We start from the raw sequence: 16,040 nt of genomic DNA, 5'->3' as shown, positions 1-16,040 counted from the left end.
CGCTGCGCTTATCAGGCCTACGGAGTGCTTCATCGGGTATAAGTCACCGTAGGCCGGATAAGGCCTTGTGCCGTCATCCGGCAAACTGCCTGATGGCGCTGCGCTTATCAGGCCTACGAGATGCTTCATCGGGTATAGGTCACTGTAGGCCGGATAAGGCCTTGTGCCGTCATCCGGCAAACTGCCTGATGGCGCTGCGCTTATCAGGCCTACGAGATGTTTCATCGGGTATAAGTCACCGTAGGCCAGATAAGGTCTTGTGCCGTCATCCGGCAAACTGCCTGATGGCGCTGCGCTTATCAGGCTTACGAAATACTTCATCGGGTATTAAGGGCAACACTATGTTTCATCGTTTATGGACGTTAATTCGCAAAGAGCTGCAGTCGCTGTTACGCGAGCCGCAGACCCGCGCGATCCTGATTCTGCCGGTGCTGATTCAGGTGTTTCTGTTTCCCTTTGCGGCGACCCTGGAAGTGACTAACGCGACCATCGCCATCTATAACGAAGACAATGGGAAGCATTCGGTTGAGCTGACCCAGCGCTTTGCTCGCGCCAAAGCCTTTACCCATATTCTGTTGCTGAAAAGTCCGCAGGAAATCCAGCCCACGATCGATACGCAAAAGGCGCTGCTGCTGGTGCGCTTTCCGGCGGATTTCTCGCGCAATCTGGATACCTTTCAGTCTGCGCCCATGCAGTTAATTCTCGACGGACGTAACTCGAACAGCGCGCAGATCGCCGCCAACTATCTCCAGCAAATCGTGAAGAACTATCAGCAGGAACTGATGGAGGGCAAACCGAAGCCTAACAACAGCGAGCTGGTGGTGCGCAACTGGTACAACCCTAACCTCGACTATAAGTGGTTCGTGGTGCCATCACTGATCGCGATGATCACCACCATTGGCGTGATGATCGTCACCTCGCTGTCCGTGGCGCGTGAACGTGAACAGGGTACGCTGGATCAGCTGCTGGTCTCCCCGCTCACCACCTGGCAAATCTTTATTGGTAAAGCGGTTCCCGCGCTGATTGTCGCCACCGGACAGGCCTCTATCGTGCTGGCAATCGGTATCTGGGCGTATCAGATCCCGTTTGCCGGGTCGCTGGCGCTGTTTTACTTCACGATGGTGATTTACGGGCTGTCGCTGGTGGGCTTCGGGCTGCTGATATCCTCGCTCTGCTCCACACAGCAGCAGGCATTTATCGGCGTGTTCGTCTTTATGATGCCGGCGATTTTACTGTCGGGGTACGTCTCCCCGGTCGAAAATATGCCGGTCTGGTTGCAGAACCTGACATGGATAAACCCTATCCGTCACTTCACGGATATCACCAAGCAGATCTATTTGAAAGATGCGAGTTTGCAGATTGTCTGGGGAAGCTTGTGGCCGCTACTGGTGATAGCGACCACGACGGGATCAGCGGCGTATGCGATGTTTAGACGCAAAATTATGTAGCTTTTTGTCTTTCGCCAGCAGCGAAACCACAGCGGGTCCGGCCAGGATTGCCAGTCCCGCCAGCGCCAGCAGGATGTTGTTTTGTAAAACCCGGGACAGCAGCCACAGCACGATCAGCGCTGCACCGAAATACCAGGTGGTGGTGAGTTCTTCCAGCACGTCAGCGACTTCGCGCCAACGCTGCTCATGATGACGCTGTAACGCCAGCATCAGTAATACGGTCACGCCATACACTACGCATAATCCCAGGCCGACGTGCACCAGCGTGCCGCTCATCCAGCCCATGACCAACAACGCCACGACCAGTAAATGCAACATAATCTGCCAGCAACTTAACCCCGTTGCGACACGAACACGTTGTTGCCACCTCATGGCTTTTCTCCTGAAGGATTTTTCTCTAATTACTCAGAGTACCGCACTTTACGGAAAATTCCGTAACACCGCACCTTTTTGTGACGACGACTACACTATTTCAATCAGAAGAGTGACGCCAACAGGAGAAAAATGACTCAATCGACGCGAAATTTTTCATTTAACGTGCTCACTATTAATACGCATAAAGGCTTTACCGCCTTTAACAAGCGCTTCATTTTACCGGAACTGCGCGATGCCGTTCGTACGGTTGGCGCCGACATCGTCTGTCTGCAGGAGGTGATGGGCGCACACGAGGTGCATCCGCTGCACGTCGAAAACTGGCCGGATACCACCCACTACGAATTTCTCGCCGACACCATGTGGAGTGACTACGCCTACGGGCGCAACGCCGTCTATCCGCAAGGGCATCATGGCAACGCGGTGCTGTCACGCTATCCTATTGAACATTATGAAAATCGCGATATCTCAGTCGGCAGCAGTGAAAAGCGCGGCGTACTCTATTGTCGCATTGTCCCCCCGCAGCTTGGGAAACCGATTCATGTGATGTGTGTTCACCTCGGCCTGCGCGAAGCCCACCGGCAGGCGCAGCTCACTCTGCTGGCAGACTGGGTCAACGCCCTGCCCGACGGCGAACCGGTGGTGGTAGCCGGTGATTTCAACGACTGGCGGCAGAAGGCAAACCCTCCCTTAAAAGCCGCCGGGCTGGATGAAATCTTTACCCGCGCCCGCGGTCGCCCGGCGCGGACTTTTCCCGCCAGCCTGCCGCTGCTGCGCCTCGATCGTATTTACGTGAAAAATGCCCATGCCAGTTCGCCGACAATGCTGCCGCTGCGCAACTGGCGGCATCTCTCAGACCATGCCCCTCTTAGCGCGGAGATCCATCTATGAAATGTGGCTGGCGTGAAGGTAATCAGATCCAGTTACTGGAAAACGGCGACCAGTATTACCCCGCCGTGTTTGCGGCGATTGCCGATGCGCGGCAGAAAATTATTCTGGAAACCTTCATCTGGTTTGAAGATGAAGTGGGAAAACAGCTTCATGCAGCGCTGTTAGCCGCGGCGAAACGCGGTGTGAAGGCGGAAGTACTGCTGGACGGCTACGGCTCGCCGGACCTGAGCGACGCGTTCGTCGGCGAACTGACCTCGGCAGGCGTGGTGTTTCGCTACTACGACCCCCGCCCTCGGGTGTTCGGCATGCGTACCAACGTCTTTCGCCGCATGCATCGCAAGATTGTGGTGATTGACGACCGGGTGGCATTTGTCGGCGGGATTAATTATTCCGACGAGCATATGTCCGATTACGGGCCCGAGGCCAAGCAGGATTACGCGGTGCGAGTGGAAGGCCCCGTCGTCGCCGATATTCTACAGTTTGAGGTGGAAAACCTCCCCGGACAGAGCGCGGTGCGCCGCTGGTGGCGTCGCCATCATCGTGCTGAAGAGAACCGCCAGCCCGGCGAGGCGCAGGCGCTGTTCGTCTGGCGCGACAACGACGAGCACCGCGACGATATCGAGCGCCACTACCTGAAAATGCTCACCCAGGCCCGGCGGGAGGTGATTATTGCGAACGCCTACTTCTTTCCCGGTTACCGGTTGTTGCATGCCATGCGTAAGGCTGCCCGACGAGGCGTGCGTGTGAAACTGGTTGTGCAAGGCGAACCGGATATGCCGATTGTAAAAGTTGGCGCCCGCCTGCTGTACAACTATCTGGTGAAAGGCGATGTCCAGGTTTACGAGTACCGACGTAAACCACTGCATGGCAAGGTGGCATTGATGGATGACCACTGGGCGACGGTCGGCTCCAGTAATCTTGACCCGCTCAGCCTGTCGCTCAATCTGGAAGCCAACCTGATCGTACACGATCGCCAGTTTAACCAGACGCTGCGCGATAACCTCAACGCAATCATTGCCGAAGACTGTAAGCAGGTGGACGAGTCGATGCTGCCGAAACGCACCTGGTGGAACCTGACCAAAAGCGTACTGGCGTTCCACTTCTTACGCCACTTCCCGGCGCTGGTCGGCTGGCTTCCGGCGCATACCCCCCGTCTGGCGCAGGTTGATCCGCCAGCACAGCCCGAGATGGAAACGCAGGATCGGGTGGAGGTACAGAACACAGGAGCGAAACCCTGATGGCAAAATCACACCCGCGCTGGCGAGTGGCGAAAAAGATCCTCACCTGGCTGTTTTTCATCGCCGTGATTGTGCTGCTGGTTGTCTACGCCAGGACAGTCAACTGGGAGGATGTATGGACGGTTATTCGCGATTATAACCGGGTGGTATTACTGAGCGCCGTTGGACTGGTGATCCTCAGCTATCTGCTCTATGGCTGCTATGACCTGCTGGGACGCGCTTATTGCGGTCACAGACTGGCAAAGCGGCAGGTGATGCTGGTGTCGTTTATCTGCTACGCCTTCAACCTGACGCTCAGTACCTGGGTCGGTGGCATCGGTATGCGCTACCGGCTCTATTCCCGCCTCGGCCTGCCGGGTAGCACCATCACCCGTATTTTCTCCCTGAGTATCACAACCAACTGGCTGGGTTACATTCTGCTTGGCGGGATCATCTTCACCTTTGGCGTGGTGCAACTGCCCGCACACTGGTATATCGACGAAAGCACTCTGCGCATTCTGGGCGTGGCGCTGCTGCTAATTATCACCATTTATCTGTGGTTCTGCGCCTTCGCCAGACATCGCCATATGACCATTAAGGGACAAAAGCTGGTGCTGCCGTCATGGAAATTTGCACTGGCTCAGATGGCTATCTCCAGCACCAACTGGATGGTAATGGGAGCGATCATCTGGTTGTTGCTGGGTCAGGAGGTGAACTACTTTTTCGTGCTCGGCGTGCTGCTGGTCAGCAGTATCGCGGGGGTGATTGTCCACATTCCGGCGGGGATTGGCGTACTGGAAGCGGTCTTTATCGCGCTGCTGGCGGGAGAACAGACGTCGCAGGGCATCATCATTGCCGCGCTGCTTGCGTACCGCGTGCTGTATTACTTTGCCCCGCTTTTGCTGGCGCTAATGAGTTATCTGCTGCTGGAGAGTCGGGCGAAGAAACTACGGGCTAAAAACGAAAAGGCGATGGCGAAGTGATAAATCGTTGCCTGATGGCGCTACGCTTATCAGGCCTACAGGATCATTTTTTGTAGGCGATAAGGCGTAGCCGCCATCCGGCACAGCAAACTCAGCGACGGTTGCCTAAGATACGCAGCAGCATCAGGAACAGATTAATAAAGTCCAGATACAGCGTTAGCGCGCCGAGAATAGAATATTTACGCAGGTTAGAACTGTCGCGCACATCGATCTGCTCACCGATATTTTTCAACTTCTGGGTGTCGTAGGCGGTCAGACCGACAAACACCACCACCCCGATATAGGTCACTGCCCACATCAGCGCTTCACTCTTCAGCCAGAAGTTCACCAGTGAGGCCAGGATAATGCCAATCAACGCCATAAACAGCATGTTGCCCCAGCCGCTCAGATCGCGCTTCGTGGTGTATCCCCACAGGCTCATCACGCCAAACATCCCGCCGGTGACCACAAAGGTGCTGGCAATGGAGGACGCGGTATAAATAATAAAAATGCTGGAAAGCGTCAGACCGGTCAGGACTGAATAGAGCATAAACAGTGTGGTCATGACGCCCGCACTGAGTCTGTTGACCAGACCCGATAACACAAATACGACTGCTAGTTGTGCAATGACAAGGCCAAAGAAAAAGATTCTGTTGGTATAAAGCAACTCCATGAACGCACTGGAATTCGCCGCATACCACGCAATAAACGCGGTCAGCAGCAGCCCGACCGTCATCCAGCCGTAGACCTGCGCCATATAGGTTTGCAGGCCGGAACGGGCCTGCACGATTGATTCGGATCGTGGAAATCGGTCCATGATAATCTCCTGATTGAAAGTGACTACACGGGATAAGCGTATCACAATTTCCGGCTACCAGCGTTGCGCCGCCTGACGATCGCTGTCGCGGGCTTCCACCCAGCGCTCTCCTTCCGGCGTGGCTTCACGCTTCCAGAACGGCGCGCGCGTCTTCAGATAGTCCATGATGAACTGCCCGGCCTCAAACGAACTGCTGCGGTGCGAACTGGTGACGCCGACAAAGACGATTTCATCGCCCGGCCACAGTTCGCCAGTCCGGTGAATCACCGTGACGCGTCCCAGCGGCCAGCGCGCCCGCGCTTCATCAACAATCTCCGCCAGCGCTTTTTCCGTCATCCCCGGATAGTGCTCCAGCGTCAGCGCCTTCACGCTGTCACCAAGATTATGATTGCGCACTTTACCGGTAAAGGTCACCACCGCGCCGTCTTCGTCGCGTTCCGCCAGCCAGGGATACTCTTCCCCCACGCTGAACGGCGCAGGCCCGACAACAATTTTCGTTTCAGCCATCTCAGCCTCCCGTGACCGGTGGAAAGAAAGCCACTTCATCACCCGCCGTCAGCGGATGATCAAAACTCACCAGCGTCTGGTTTACCGCCGCCAGCAGCTTGCCGTCTTCCAGGGCCAGCGCCCACCGGTTGCTGTTAGCCGCCAGATGCTGACGCAGCGCTTCTACCGTCGGGAAATCTGCCGCGACGTCCAGCGCATCGGTACCCACCAGTTCACGAACCTGGGCGAAGAACAAAACCTTAATCATTCGAATCCGCCTTAAAATCGCCAGACTTGCCGCCGCTTTTCGCCAGCAGGCGTACCGGGCCAATCACCATATCTTTCTGCACCGCTTTGCACATGTCGTAAATGGTCAACGCGGCCACTGACGCCGCCGTGAGCGCTTCCATCTCCACGCCGGTTTTCCCCGTGAGGCGACACAGCGACTCAATACGCACACGATTGTGTTCTGGCTGTGCCTGCAGTTGTACTTCCACTTTGCTCAGCAGCAGCGGATGGCACAGCGGGATCAGCTCCCAGGTACGTTTAGCCGCCTGAATCCCGGCAATGCGCGCGGTGGCGAACACGTCGCCCTTATGGTGGCTACCGTCGATAATCATGGCCAGCGTTTCGCTGCGCATGGTGACAAAAGCTTCGGCGCGCGCTTCGCGGACGGTCTCTGCTTTCGCGGACACATCCACCATATGCGCTTCACCGGCGGCGTTAATGTGAGTCAGTTGCGACATACTTATTTCTTCAGATGTGGGTGAAAATTACAGGGATGCGTACGGGCATCCAGTTGCGGCGCGATAATATTGTCCCACGCAGTGCGGCAGGCTTTGGTAGAACCCGGCATCGCGAAAATCAGCGTTTTGTTGGCCACGCCCGCCACCGCGCGCGACTGCAGCGTGGCCGTGCCAATCTCTTCAAACGACAGCATGCGAAACACTTCGCCAAAGCCTTCCACTTCTCTGTCAAACAGCGGCAGCAGCGCTTCCGGGGCCTGGTCGCCTTCAGTCAAACCCGTGCCACCGGTGACCAATACTACCTGCACTTCATCACTGGCAATCCACGCCGAAACCTGCGCGCGTATGGCGTAGCAGTTCTCTTTGACAATCGCTTTATCGATGATCTGATGTCCCGCTTCCTGCGCGGCATCACGCAGGAAATGGCCGGAGGTATCGTCCTCTTCGCCACGACGATTCGATACCGTCAAAATAGCAATGCGGGTCGGGATAAATTCAGCGCTTACCTGACTCATGGCAAACTCCTTGTTCAAAGCGGTGTTAACCGCCTATGTATGAGAGGTTCTGGGTAATACCCGTATTGTTCTGGTGCAGGAAATGGGTCTGCTTTTTCTCACGCAACGCCAGCGAGATACGCTCTTCCAGCGCGTCTTGCTGCGCATCGTCTTCCAGCAGATCGCGCAGGCTGACGCCACCTTCACCGAACAGGCAGAGATGAAGTTTACCCACGGAGGAGACGCGCAGACGGTTGCAGGTGGCGCAGAAGTCTTTTTCATACGGCATGATGAGGCCGATCTCACCCTCATAATCGGGGTGGCAGAAGACCTGCGCCGGGCCATCGCTGCGCTGGCGTAGCTGGTGGATCCAGCCGCGACGCAGCAGTTCATCACGCAGCACCTGACCGGAGATATGGTGTTTACGGAACAGCTCGCTGCCCTCGCCCGTCTCCATCAGTTCAATGAAGCGCAGTTGAATGGGACGCGTCTGGATCCAGTCGAGAAAAGTATCGAGCTGATGGTGGTTCACATCGCGCATCAGCACGGTGTTCACTTTGACCTTTTTAAAGCCGGCATCAAACGCAGCGTCAATACCCGCCATCACCTGCTGGAATTTATCCTGCCCGGTAATCGCGTGGAATTGACGCGCATCGAGGCTGTCGACGCTAACGTTAATGCCGGTCAGGCCAGCATCGCGCCAGTGGGCAGCATCACGCGCCAGACGGTAGCCGTTCGTGGTCACCGCCAGCTGACGAATCGCGTCGTTTTCACGCACGGCGGCAATGATGTCAGTAAAGTCGCGACGCAGGGAGGGTTCGCCACCGGTCAGGCGCACTTTTTCAGTGCCCAGGTTGGCAAAGGCGCGTGTCACCCGACGAATTTCATCGACGGTGAGAAAACCTTTATTAGTGACGCCGCCGGGCTTGTAGCCATCCGGCAAGCAGTATGTGCAACGAAAGTTACACACGTCGGTAATCGACAGACGCAAGTAGTAAAACTTGCGCGCGAAAGCATCGGTCAGTTGTGAGGCCATGTACACCTTTCCAAATATGGGAGGCGAAGTCATTTCTTCCTGCGCCCTGGTGGCAATGCGTTTGCATTGTCACGGCCAAAGCACCGTATCATTTGACCCAGGTGCAGAGGCTAGAGTGTTTACTGTGGTTATGCCGATACTAGCGTGTAAACGCGCATTATGCCATTCACACTTAACGCTGTATAATCATGTATATAGCGTCATGATCGTGCTATTTCGCTACAGAATAAGCGAAAATAGCACTTTTGCATTGATGTACATCATTTCGCTGTCAGGCGCGCATCACCATAAAGAGGTAGTGTGGCAGAATTTATTTTCTCAACTCGCCGCTGGCGAATTGCTGAAAAGCCCCTGTTTGCGCTACTGTAGCGCGGTAAATCTGACTTCAGGAATTTTTATGCGCAATCGTACGCTGGCTGACCTGGATCGTGTCGTTGCTCTCGGCGGAGGGCATGGATTAGGACGCGTTCTCTCTTCCCTCTCTCCCCTGGGTTCGCGCCTTACCGGTATCGTGACTACCACCGATAACGGCGGCTCGACGGGCCGTATTCGCCGTTCAGAAGGGGGAATCGCCTGGGGCGATATGCGCAACTGTCTTAATCAACTGATTACCGAACCGAGCGTCGCCTCCGCCATGTTTGAATACCGTTTTGGCGGTAATGGCGAACTTTCCGGCCATAACCTCGGAAATCTGATGTTAAAGGCGCTCGATCACCTGAGCGTGCGGCCTCTGGAAGCCATCAATTTAATTCGTAATCTGCTGAAGGTAGATGCACATTTAATCCCCATGTCGGAGTTGCCTGTTGACCTGATGGCGATCGACGATCAGGGGCATGAAGTGTACGGTGAAGTGAATATCGATCAACTCACCTCACCGTTGCAGGAGCTGATGCTGTCGCCGAAGGTACCGACCACCCGGGAAGCGGTGCAGGCGATTAACGACGCCGATCTGATTATTATCGGCCCGGGCAGCTTTTACACCAGCCTGATGCCGATCCTGCTGCTGGATGATCTTGCGCAGGCGCTACGGCGCACACAGGCGCCCATGGTCTATATCGGTAATCTGGGTCGGGAACTGAGCATCCCCGCCGCGAGCCTCACGCTTCTCGATAAGCTAACCATTATGGAGCAGTATGTTGGCAAGAAAGTCGTTGATGCGGTGATCGTGGGGCCGAAAGTGGATATCTCTGCGGTCAGTGATCGGGTGGTGATTCAGGAAGTGCTGGAGGCCAGCGATATTCCCTATCGCCATGACCGCCAGTTATTACACAGCGCGCTGGAGAAAGCAGTGCAAACTTTGGGATGAGTATTTTATTGCCGGATGGCGCTTCGCTTATCCGGCCTACAAAGCCTGGCCTGGACTACGACGCGGCGATAAACAGTTCACGCAGCTGATGCAGTTGATCGCGGATCTGCGCGGCCTCTTCGAACTCCAGGTTCTGCGCATGCTGCATCATCTGCCCTTCCAGCTCGTGAATCTTCTGCTGCAGCGCTTTTGGCGTCATGTCCAGTTCGACCACATCCGACTTCGCCGCGGAACGCGACTTGCCTCTGCCCTTCGCCTTGGTTTTCGCGATGTTCTGCCCCAGCGCCAGAATATCGACCACTTTTTTATTCAGGCCCTGCGGGATAATGCCGTGCTCTTCGTTGTACTGCTGCTGTTTCTCGCGACGGCGTTCGGTTTCGCTAATCGCCTTCGCCATTGAGGCCGTGATTTTGTCGCCGTAGAGAATCGCCTTCCCGTTGATGTTACGCGCCGCACGACCGATGGTCTGAATCAGCGAACGTTCGGAACGCAGGAACCCTTCCTTGTCGGCGTCGAGAATCGCCACCAGCGACACCTCAGGCATATCGAGACCTTCGCGCAACAGGTTGATCCCCACCAGCACGTCAAACTCGCCCAGACGCAGGTCACGAATGATTTCCATACGCTCCACGGTATCGATGTCCGAGTGCAGATAGCGCACCCGCTCGCCGTGCTCTTCCAGATATTCGGTAAGATCTTCCGCCATCCGTTTGGTCAGCGTGGTCACTAGCACACGCTCGTTGATCTGCGCGCGCTTGCGGATCTCAGAAAGCAGATCGTCCACCTGCGTTGCCACCGGACGCACTTCAATCACCGGATCCAGTAACCCTGTCGGACGCACCACCTGATCAACCACATCGCCGCCGGATTTCTCCAGTTCGTAATTGCCCGGCGTCGCAGAAACGTAGATGGTCTGCGGTGCCAGCGCTTCAAACTCTTCGAACTTTAACGGCCGGTTATCCAGCGCCGACGGCAGACGGAAACCGTACTCCACCAGCGTCTCTTTACGCGCGCGGTCGCCACGATACATCCCACCAATCTGCGGGATAGTCACGTGGGATTCATCCACCACCAGCAAACCGTCGGCGGGCAGATAGTCAAACAACGTCGGCGGCGGCTCACCCGGCCCGCGTCCTGAGAGAAAGCGCGAGTAGTTTTCAATCCCCGAGCAGTAGCCCAGCTCGTTCATCATCTCCAGGTCAAACTGGGTACGTTGGCTCAGACGCTGCTCTTCCAGCAGTTTGTCATTAGCGAGCAGGACTTTACGTCGTTCAGCCAGTTCGACTTTGATCTCTTCCATCGCCTGCACAATGCGCTCACGCGGGGTCACGTAGTGCGTTTTCGGGTAGATGGTGTAGCGCGAAATGGTGGACTCCACCTGCCCGGTCAGCGGGTCAAACAGCGACAAACGCTCCACCTCTTCGTCAAACAGCTCAACGCGCAGCGCAATGTCGTCGGATTCCGCCGGGAAGATGTCGATCACTTCACCGCGCACGCGGAAGGTCCCGCGCTGGAAAGCCTGATCGTTGCGGGTATATTGCAGTTCGGCCAGTCGACGCAGAATGGCGCGCTGATCGATGATCATCCCTACCGTCATATGCAGCATCATCTTCAGGTATAAATCCGGATCACCCAGACCATAGATGGCAGAAACGGATGCCACGACGATCACGTCACGGCGCTCCAGCAATGCTTTGGTGGCAGACAAACGCATTTGCTCAATGTGTTCGTTCACCGACGCATCCTTTTCGATGAAGGTATCAGAGCTGGGAACGTACGCTTCCGGCTGATAGTAGTCGTAGTAGGAGACGAAATACTCGACGGCGTTATCCGGGAAAAACTCTTTCATTTCGCCATAAAGCTGCGCCGCCAGCGTTTTGTTGGGTGCCAGCACCATCGTCGGGCGCTGTAGATCGGCAATCACATTGGCGATGGTGAAGGTTTTCCCTGACCCCGTTACGCCAAGCAGCGTCTGATGCGCCAGGCCGTCCTCCAGTCCCTCTTCCAGACGTCGTATCGCCTCGGGCTGATCGCCGGAAGGTTTAAATGCGGAATTCAGTTTGAACGGTTTACTCATGAGCAGCTACCTGAAGGAATGGGCGGGCAGGTGTGTAATTTTACTCGCAGAGGATAATATTGCCAGTAAAATATACTGGATGAAAAAACAGTAACGCCTCATAATATTTGTGTTACGCGTGATAAAATCGGTTCGCAGGCGGCTAAAATTTCATCGCAGACAAGATATTATACCAGGAAGCGGGTTTATCCCCAGACCAATGACTTCGTTAACATTGTCAAGATGTGTTATGAAAGTTTTATTGCATTCAATGACCGCAATATGACAGCCATTGATTTTATCTAACGAGCTGTAAAACAACGACTATTTCGTAAAGCCGTCTTTCGCGCCAATTCAGCTGGAAGCCGCGTATTCTCTCGCTTGCCTTGTGTTTTCTAACTCTAATACACAAGGTTATCCACAGGAATAGTGGATAACTGCCTGCAGGCCGTATGGCCTGCCGCCTGGCAAATTCCCGGTCCGGCCCACCAGGACGCACATAAAAAAAAATTATCGCTAAATTTTGATTTTTATCAGCTAACGAAGCGCCCCTGGCAGGCGAGATCTTGCTCGCAATTTCGCCTCTTACTCGTCCACGAGCAAAGCGAGATCCAGATATTGTCCTGTGACCGCGTTTTCGGCTCCACCGTCAAGCCACGGGATTTCGCCCAACAGCGGCGCAGGGATGACCCGCTGAAGCGTCGTCATATACTCGTGGTGGCGTTTCCCCGGCGGCGTGACGTCATTCGCCACCCATCCGGCAAGCCGGAGTCCTGCCTGCTGTACCGCCTGCGCTGTCAGCATGGCATGGTTAATACATCCCAACTTTACGCCGACGACCAGGATAACCGGCAACCGCTCGCGCTGCACCCAGTCGGCGAAGGTCAAATCCTCCGCAAGCGGGGTAAACCAGCCGCCTGCGCCTTCGACCAACAGCCACTCCGCCTGTGCATCCAGCGCGCGTAATCCCTCTGACATCACGTCAGCATGAATCGGCCTCCCTTCATCGGCGCTGATGATATGCGGTGAGGTGGGTTCCGCGAAGGTGTAAGGATTCACCGCCGCATAGTCCAGCGCCAGACTGCTGTTGCGCTGAAGCGCCAGGGCATCGCTGTTGCGCAGTCCTTCTGGCGTCATTTCACTGCCTGAGGCGACGGGTTTATAGCCAGCCGTCCGGTAGCCCAGACTGCGCGCCGCCTGTAGCAGTGCACAGCTGGCGACGGTTTTACCGACTTCCGTGTCGGTGCCGGTGACAAAATAACGTTTAGTCACGTGTAATCACTCCTGCAAAAAGATGGTAGGTCAGAGGATATTTCCCCTGCCGCTGGGGCCAGGCCAGTTGAAGCTGCTGCAACTGCGAGCGGGTTAAGACGCGCGACGTGCGCCCCTCGTGCAAATGGGTCGCGCCGATACCTTTCAGCGAGCGCATGGCGCTCAGAGCGTCATCAAATTCCAGCGTCAGGGAGATCGATTGATGATGCCCCTGCCAGCCGCGCATCGCGTCACACAGCGCCTCACGGGATAAAAACCGGTTGCCATGCGCCCGGTCATCCACCGCGCGCCAGGCCTGATGAAGCTCCGGCAGCGAGTCCTGGGCCAGCGTGGTGAAGGCCACACGCCCGCCGGGACGCACGACCCGGTAAAGCTCGCTTAGCGCATGATGCAGACTGTCACACCACTGCACGGCCAGATTGCTCCAGGCCAGGTCGAACGACGCGGTGGCTAACGGCAGCGATTCGATGTCTCCGGCGAGATAGTGATGCGCCACATTCTGGCGACGCGCCTCGTCCAGCATCCGGGCAGAGAGATCCAGCGCGGTAACCTGGCTGCCCTGCTCGCGCCAGTAGCGACTCAGACGACCCGGCCCGCAGCCGGCATCCAGCACCTGCGAAAACGGGCGTTGCGGCAGTTGCGCCAGCAAGGCGTCTGCGCTCAGACGCTGCAATGTGGCGTGCTGTTCATAGTGCGCTGCCGCACGGCCAAACGCCGCTGCGACAGCCTGCTTATTCACTTGCCCCATGCAGCACCTCCAGCAAACGATCGATGTCCTCGGGCTCATGCGCCTGGGTTAACGTCAGGCGCAGACGGGCCGTCCCGGCGGGCACGGTCGGTGGACGGATAGCCGTGACCCAGCATCCCTGACGGCGCAGGGTGTCCGCCAGCCGTAACGCGCGTGCATTTTCGCCGACAATCAGCGGCTGGATGGCACTGTGCGACTGCGCCAGGGTGAAATCGGCGTGATTGACTGATGAACGAAAGCGCTGGATAAGCGCAGCCAGTTTCTCCCTGCGCGCGTCACCTTCCTGACTGCGAATCACCGAAAGCGACGCCTGTAGCGCCATCGCCTGCGCGGGCGGCATGCTGGTGCTGTATATCAGATGACGGGCGAACTGCAGCAGATAATCGGCAACGCTTTCGGAGCACAGGATCGCCGCACCGCTGACGCCAAACCCTTTGCCAAACGTCACCACCAACAGCGCCGGTTTTACCCGCTGCTGCCAGCAGCTCCCACGCCCCTCGTCCCCGCACACGCCAACACCGTGGGCGTCATCCACCAGCAGCCAGGCCTTTCGCGTCTGGGCAGCGCGCTGAATTTCCGCAAGCGGCGCGCTGTCGCCATCCATGCTGAACACCCCCTCGGTCACCACCAGCTGTCGCCCCGAACAGGGGACATCAAGCAGGCGCGTGAGATGCGACGCGTCGTTATGGGTAAAGCGGCGAAGCTGCGCCGGGCTTAGACTGGCCGCTTCCAGTAGCGAAGCATGGCTGAGGCGGTCAGCGACAATCCGGTCATCCTTTTCCATCAGCGCGGTAATCACCGCCTGGTTTGCGGCGAAACCGGAGATAAACAGCAGCGCGCGCGGATAGCCCAGCCAGTCGGCCAGTTCTTCTTCCAGTTGCTGATGGGCGATGGAATAACCGCTGACGTGACCCGAGCCGCCGCTGCCGACGCCAAACCGTTCCGATCCCTGCTGCCAGGCGCGAACGATGCGTGGATGGTGGCTTAAGCCCAGATAATCATTGCTGGAGAAATTGAGATAGCGCTGGTCGTTCGCCTCCAGCCAGCGACCGGCCCCCTGCACGACCGCGTAACGGCGGCGCAGAGTATCCGCCGAACGACGCGCCGTCAGCGCATCGTCGATTTTCCGTTGCCAGATCATACGGCAGCCGCGTTGTAGTAATTGTCGGTATCCGGCGTCAGCAGCGCCTGCTCCAGACGCGCACGCTGCTCGTTATCCCCCGCAAGCACCGACGTCTGCTGTGGATTCAGTCCCAGCTTATGGAAGAGCTGGAGATCTTTGTCCTCTTCCGGGTTTGGCGTGGTGAGCAGTTTGCAGCCGTAGAAAATGGAGTTGGCCCCGGCCATAAAGCACATGGCCTGCGTTTGCTCATTCATCTGCTCGCGACCGGCGGACAGACGAACATAAGAGGTCGGCATCATGATGCGCGCCACGGCAATGGTGCGAATAAAATCAAACGCGTCAACGTCATCGTTATCCGCCAGCGGCGTGCCCTTCACCTTCACCAACATGTTGATCGGCACGCTTTCCGGCGGGGTCGGCAGATTTGCCAGTTGCAGGAGCAGCCCGGCGCGGTCTGTCACCGTCTCGCCCAGACCGACGATGCCGCCAGAACAGACTTTGATCCCGGCTTCGCGCACTTTGTCCAGCGTATCGAGACGCTCCTGGTAGGAACGGGTGGTGATGATGTTGCCGTAGAATTCCGGCGACGTATCGAGGTTGTGGTTGTAATAGTCCAGCCCCGCCTCCGCCAGTCGCTGTGCCTGCGATTCATCGAGCGTGCCGAGCGTCATGCAGGCTTCCAGCCCCAGCGCTTTCACCCCCTGAACCATTTGCTGCAAATACGGCATATCACGCTCGTGCGGGTTCTTCCACGCCGCCCCCATGCAGAAACGGGTGGAACCCGCGTTTTTCGCTTTGCGCGCCGACTCCAGCACCTGCTCGACTTCCATCAGCCGCTCAGATTCAAGGCCCGTTTTATAGCGCGAACTTTGCGGGCAATATTTGCAGTCTTCCGGGCAGGCACCGGTCTTGATCGACAACAGCGTGCTGACCTGTACCTGACGAGGGTCAAAATGCTGACGGTGAATTTGCTGTGCCTCGAACAACAGATCCAGCAGCGGTTTTTCAAATAATTCGGTGACTTGCGACAGCGTCCAGCGAGAATGAGTGGTCATAATTTTATACT

17 protein-coding genes and 1 riboswitch are annotated in these 16,040 nt (G+C 56.7%); of the genes, 5 read left to right on the top strand and 12 right to left on the bottom strand.

The window, feature by feature from the left end:
* The first annotated feature begins 341 nt into the window (after window positions 1-341).
* On the top strand, window positions 342-1,448 hold the full coding sequence (locus ACERJC_RS02730; protein ID WP_286632885.1) for an ABC transporter permease: 1,107 nt from the start codon (window positions 342-344) through the stop codon (window positions 1,446-1,448).
* On the opposite strand, the gene ACERJC_RS02725 is transcribed toward ACERJC_RS02730, so the two are convergent.
* Window positions 1,410-1,820 carry a YbhQ family protein gene (locus tag ACERJC_RS02725; RefSeq protein ID WP_152405366.1) on the bottom strand — a complete coding sequence of 137 codons (411 nt, stop codon included), beginning with the start codon at window positions 1,818-1,820 and terminating at the stop codon, window positions 1,410-1,412. The genes ACERJC_RS02730 and ACERJC_RS02725 overlap by 39 nt on opposite strands.
* Window positions 1,821-1,952: 132 nt before the next feature.
* On the opposite strand from ACERJC_RS02725, the gene ACERJC_RS02720 reads away from it, so the two are divergent.
* The 3 genes from ACERJC_RS02720 to ACERJC_RS02710 are packed head-to-tail and all read left to right on the top strand — an operon-like array spanning window position 1,953 to window position 4,911.
* The gene (locus tag ACERJC_RS02720) at window positions 1,953-2,711 is read left to right on the top strand and encodes an endonuclease/exonuclease/phosphatase family protein (protein WP_371895673.1); all 759 of its coding nucleotides are present in this window, start codon (window positions 1,953-1,955) and stop codon (window positions 2,709-2,711) included.
* Window positions 2,708-3,949: a cardiolipin synthase ClsB gene (gene clsB / locus ACERJC_RS02715; protein ID WP_373670953.1), complete on the top strand. Its 1,242-nt coding sequence runs from the start codon at window positions 2,708-2,710 to the stop codon at window positions 3,947-3,949. Before ACERJC_RS02720 ends, clsB begins: the two co-directional genes overlap by 4 nt.
* Entirely contained in the window at window positions 3,949-4,911 is a 963-nt protein-coding gene (locus ACERJC_RS02710) for a lysylphosphatidylglycerol synthase domain-containing protein (RefSeq protein ID WP_373670952.1), read from the top strand. The genes clsB and ACERJC_RS02710 overlap by 1 nt, the downstream gene beginning before the upstream one ends.
* Before the next feature lie 91 nt (window positions 4,912-5,002).
* Here the strand turns inward: ACERJC_RS02710 and ACERJC_RS02705 are convergent, their stop codons facing one another.
* The 6 genes from ACERJC_RS02705 to moaA form a co-directional block, all read right to left on the bottom strand.
* On the bottom strand, window positions 5,003-5,707 hold the full coding sequence (locus ACERJC_RS02705) for a Bax inhibitor-1/YccA family protein (RefSeq protein WP_042320470.1): 705 nt from the start codon (window positions 5,705-5,707) through the stop codon (window positions 5,003-5,005).
* 54 nt (window positions 5,708-5,761) lie between these two features.
* Window positions 5,762-6,214, bottom strand: coding sequence for a molybdopterin synthase catalytic subunit MoaE (moaE, locus tag ACERJC_RS02700; protein WP_152405371.1), 453 nt, complete (start codon window positions 6,212-6,214; stop codon window positions 5,762-5,764).
* Between the two features lies 1 nt (window position 6,215).
* Complete coding sequence (gene moaD, locus ACERJC_RS02695; protein WP_152405372.1) at window positions 6,216-6,461, bottom strand: molybdopterin synthase sulfur carrier subunit; 246 nt, start codon at window positions 6,459-6,461, stop codon at window positions 6,216-6,218.
* A complete protein-coding gene (gene moaC / locus ACERJC_RS02690; RefSeq protein WP_178826565.1) occupies window positions 6,454-6,939 on the bottom strand; it encodes a cyclic pyranopterin monophosphate synthase MoaC in 486 nt (161 codons plus the stop codon). The genes moaD and moaC overlap by 8 nt, the downstream gene beginning before the upstream one ends.
* Before the next feature lie 2 nt (window positions 6,940-6,941).
* Window positions 6,942-7,454 carry a molybdenum cofactor biosynthesis protein B gene (moaB, locus tag ACERJC_RS02685; protein ID WP_373670951.1) on the bottom strand — a complete coding sequence of 171 codons (513 nt, stop codon included), beginning with the start codon at window positions 7,452-7,454 and terminating at the stop codon, window positions 6,942-6,944.
* Between the two features lie 25 nt (window positions 7,455-7,479).
* On the bottom strand, window positions 7,480-8,469 hold the full coding sequence (gene moaA, locus ACERJC_RS02680; RefSeq protein ID WP_152405375.1) for a GTP 3',8-cyclase MoaA: 990 nt from the start codon (window positions 8,467-8,469) through the stop codon (window positions 7,480-7,482).
* Window positions 8,457-8,599: riboswitch (molybdenum cofactor riboswitch) on the bottom strand. Its footprint overlaps the gene before it by 13 nt.
* A gap of 267 nt (window positions 8,600-8,866) precedes the next feature.
* On the opposite strand from moaA, the gene yvcK reads away from it, so the two are divergent.
* Window positions 8,867-9,775: a uridine diphosphate-N-acetylglucosamine-binding protein YvcK gene (gene yvcK, locus ACERJC_RS02675; RefSeq protein WP_373670950.1), complete on the top strand. Its 909-nt coding sequence runs from the start codon at window positions 8,867-8,869 to the stop codon at window positions 9,773-9,775.
* Between the two features lie 55 nt (window positions 9,776-9,830).
* Here the strand turns inward: yvcK and uvrB are convergent, their stop codons facing one another.
* From uvrB to bioB, 5 genes are all read right to left on the bottom strand, one after another.
* Entirely contained in the window at window positions 9,831-11,852 is a 2,022-nt protein-coding gene (gene uvrB / locus ACERJC_RS02670) for an excinuclease ABC subunit UvrB (RefSeq protein WP_152405377.1), read from the bottom strand.
* A 564-nt stretch (window positions 11,853-12,416) separates the two neighbouring features.
* Window positions 12,417-13,103 (bottom strand): dethiobiotin synthase, encoded by a 687-nt coding sequence (bioD, locus tag ACERJC_RS02665; RefSeq protein WP_373670949.1) that lies wholly within the window; start codon window positions 13,101-13,103, stop codon window positions 12,417-12,419.
* Window positions 13,096-13,851, bottom strand: coding sequence for a malonyl-ACP O-methyltransferase BioC (gene bioC / locus ACERJC_RS02660; protein WP_152405379.1), 756 nt, complete (start codon window positions 13,849-13,851; stop codon window positions 13,096-13,098). The genes bioD and bioC overlap by 8 nt, the downstream gene beginning before the upstream one ends.
* The gene (gene bioF / locus ACERJC_RS02655) at window positions 13,835-14,992 is read right to left on the bottom strand and encodes an 8-amino-7-oxononanoate synthase (protein ID WP_373670948.1); all 1,158 of its coding nucleotides are present in this window, start codon (window positions 14,990-14,992) and stop codon (window positions 13,835-13,837) included. Before bioF ends, bioC begins: the two co-directional genes overlap by 17 nt.
* Window positions 14,989-16,029: a biotin synthase BioB gene (gene bioB / locus ACERJC_RS02650; protein WP_373670947.1), complete on the bottom strand. Its 1,041-nt coding sequence runs from the start codon at window positions 16,027-16,029 to the stop codon at window positions 14,989-14,991. Before bioB ends, bioF begins: the two co-directional genes overlap by 4 nt.
* Window positions 16,030-16,040: the final 11 nt, after the last annotated feature.

This window comes from Citrobacter telavivensis (assembly GCF_041807075.1).
GTDB classification, from domain to species: Bacteria; Pseudomonadota; Gammaproteobacteria; order Enterobacterales; family Enterobacteriaceae; genus Citrobacter_A; species Citrobacter_A telavivensis.
The sequence above is the reverse complement of the archived record's forward strand: the minus strand, read 5'-3'. Positions and strand labels throughout refer to the sequence as shown.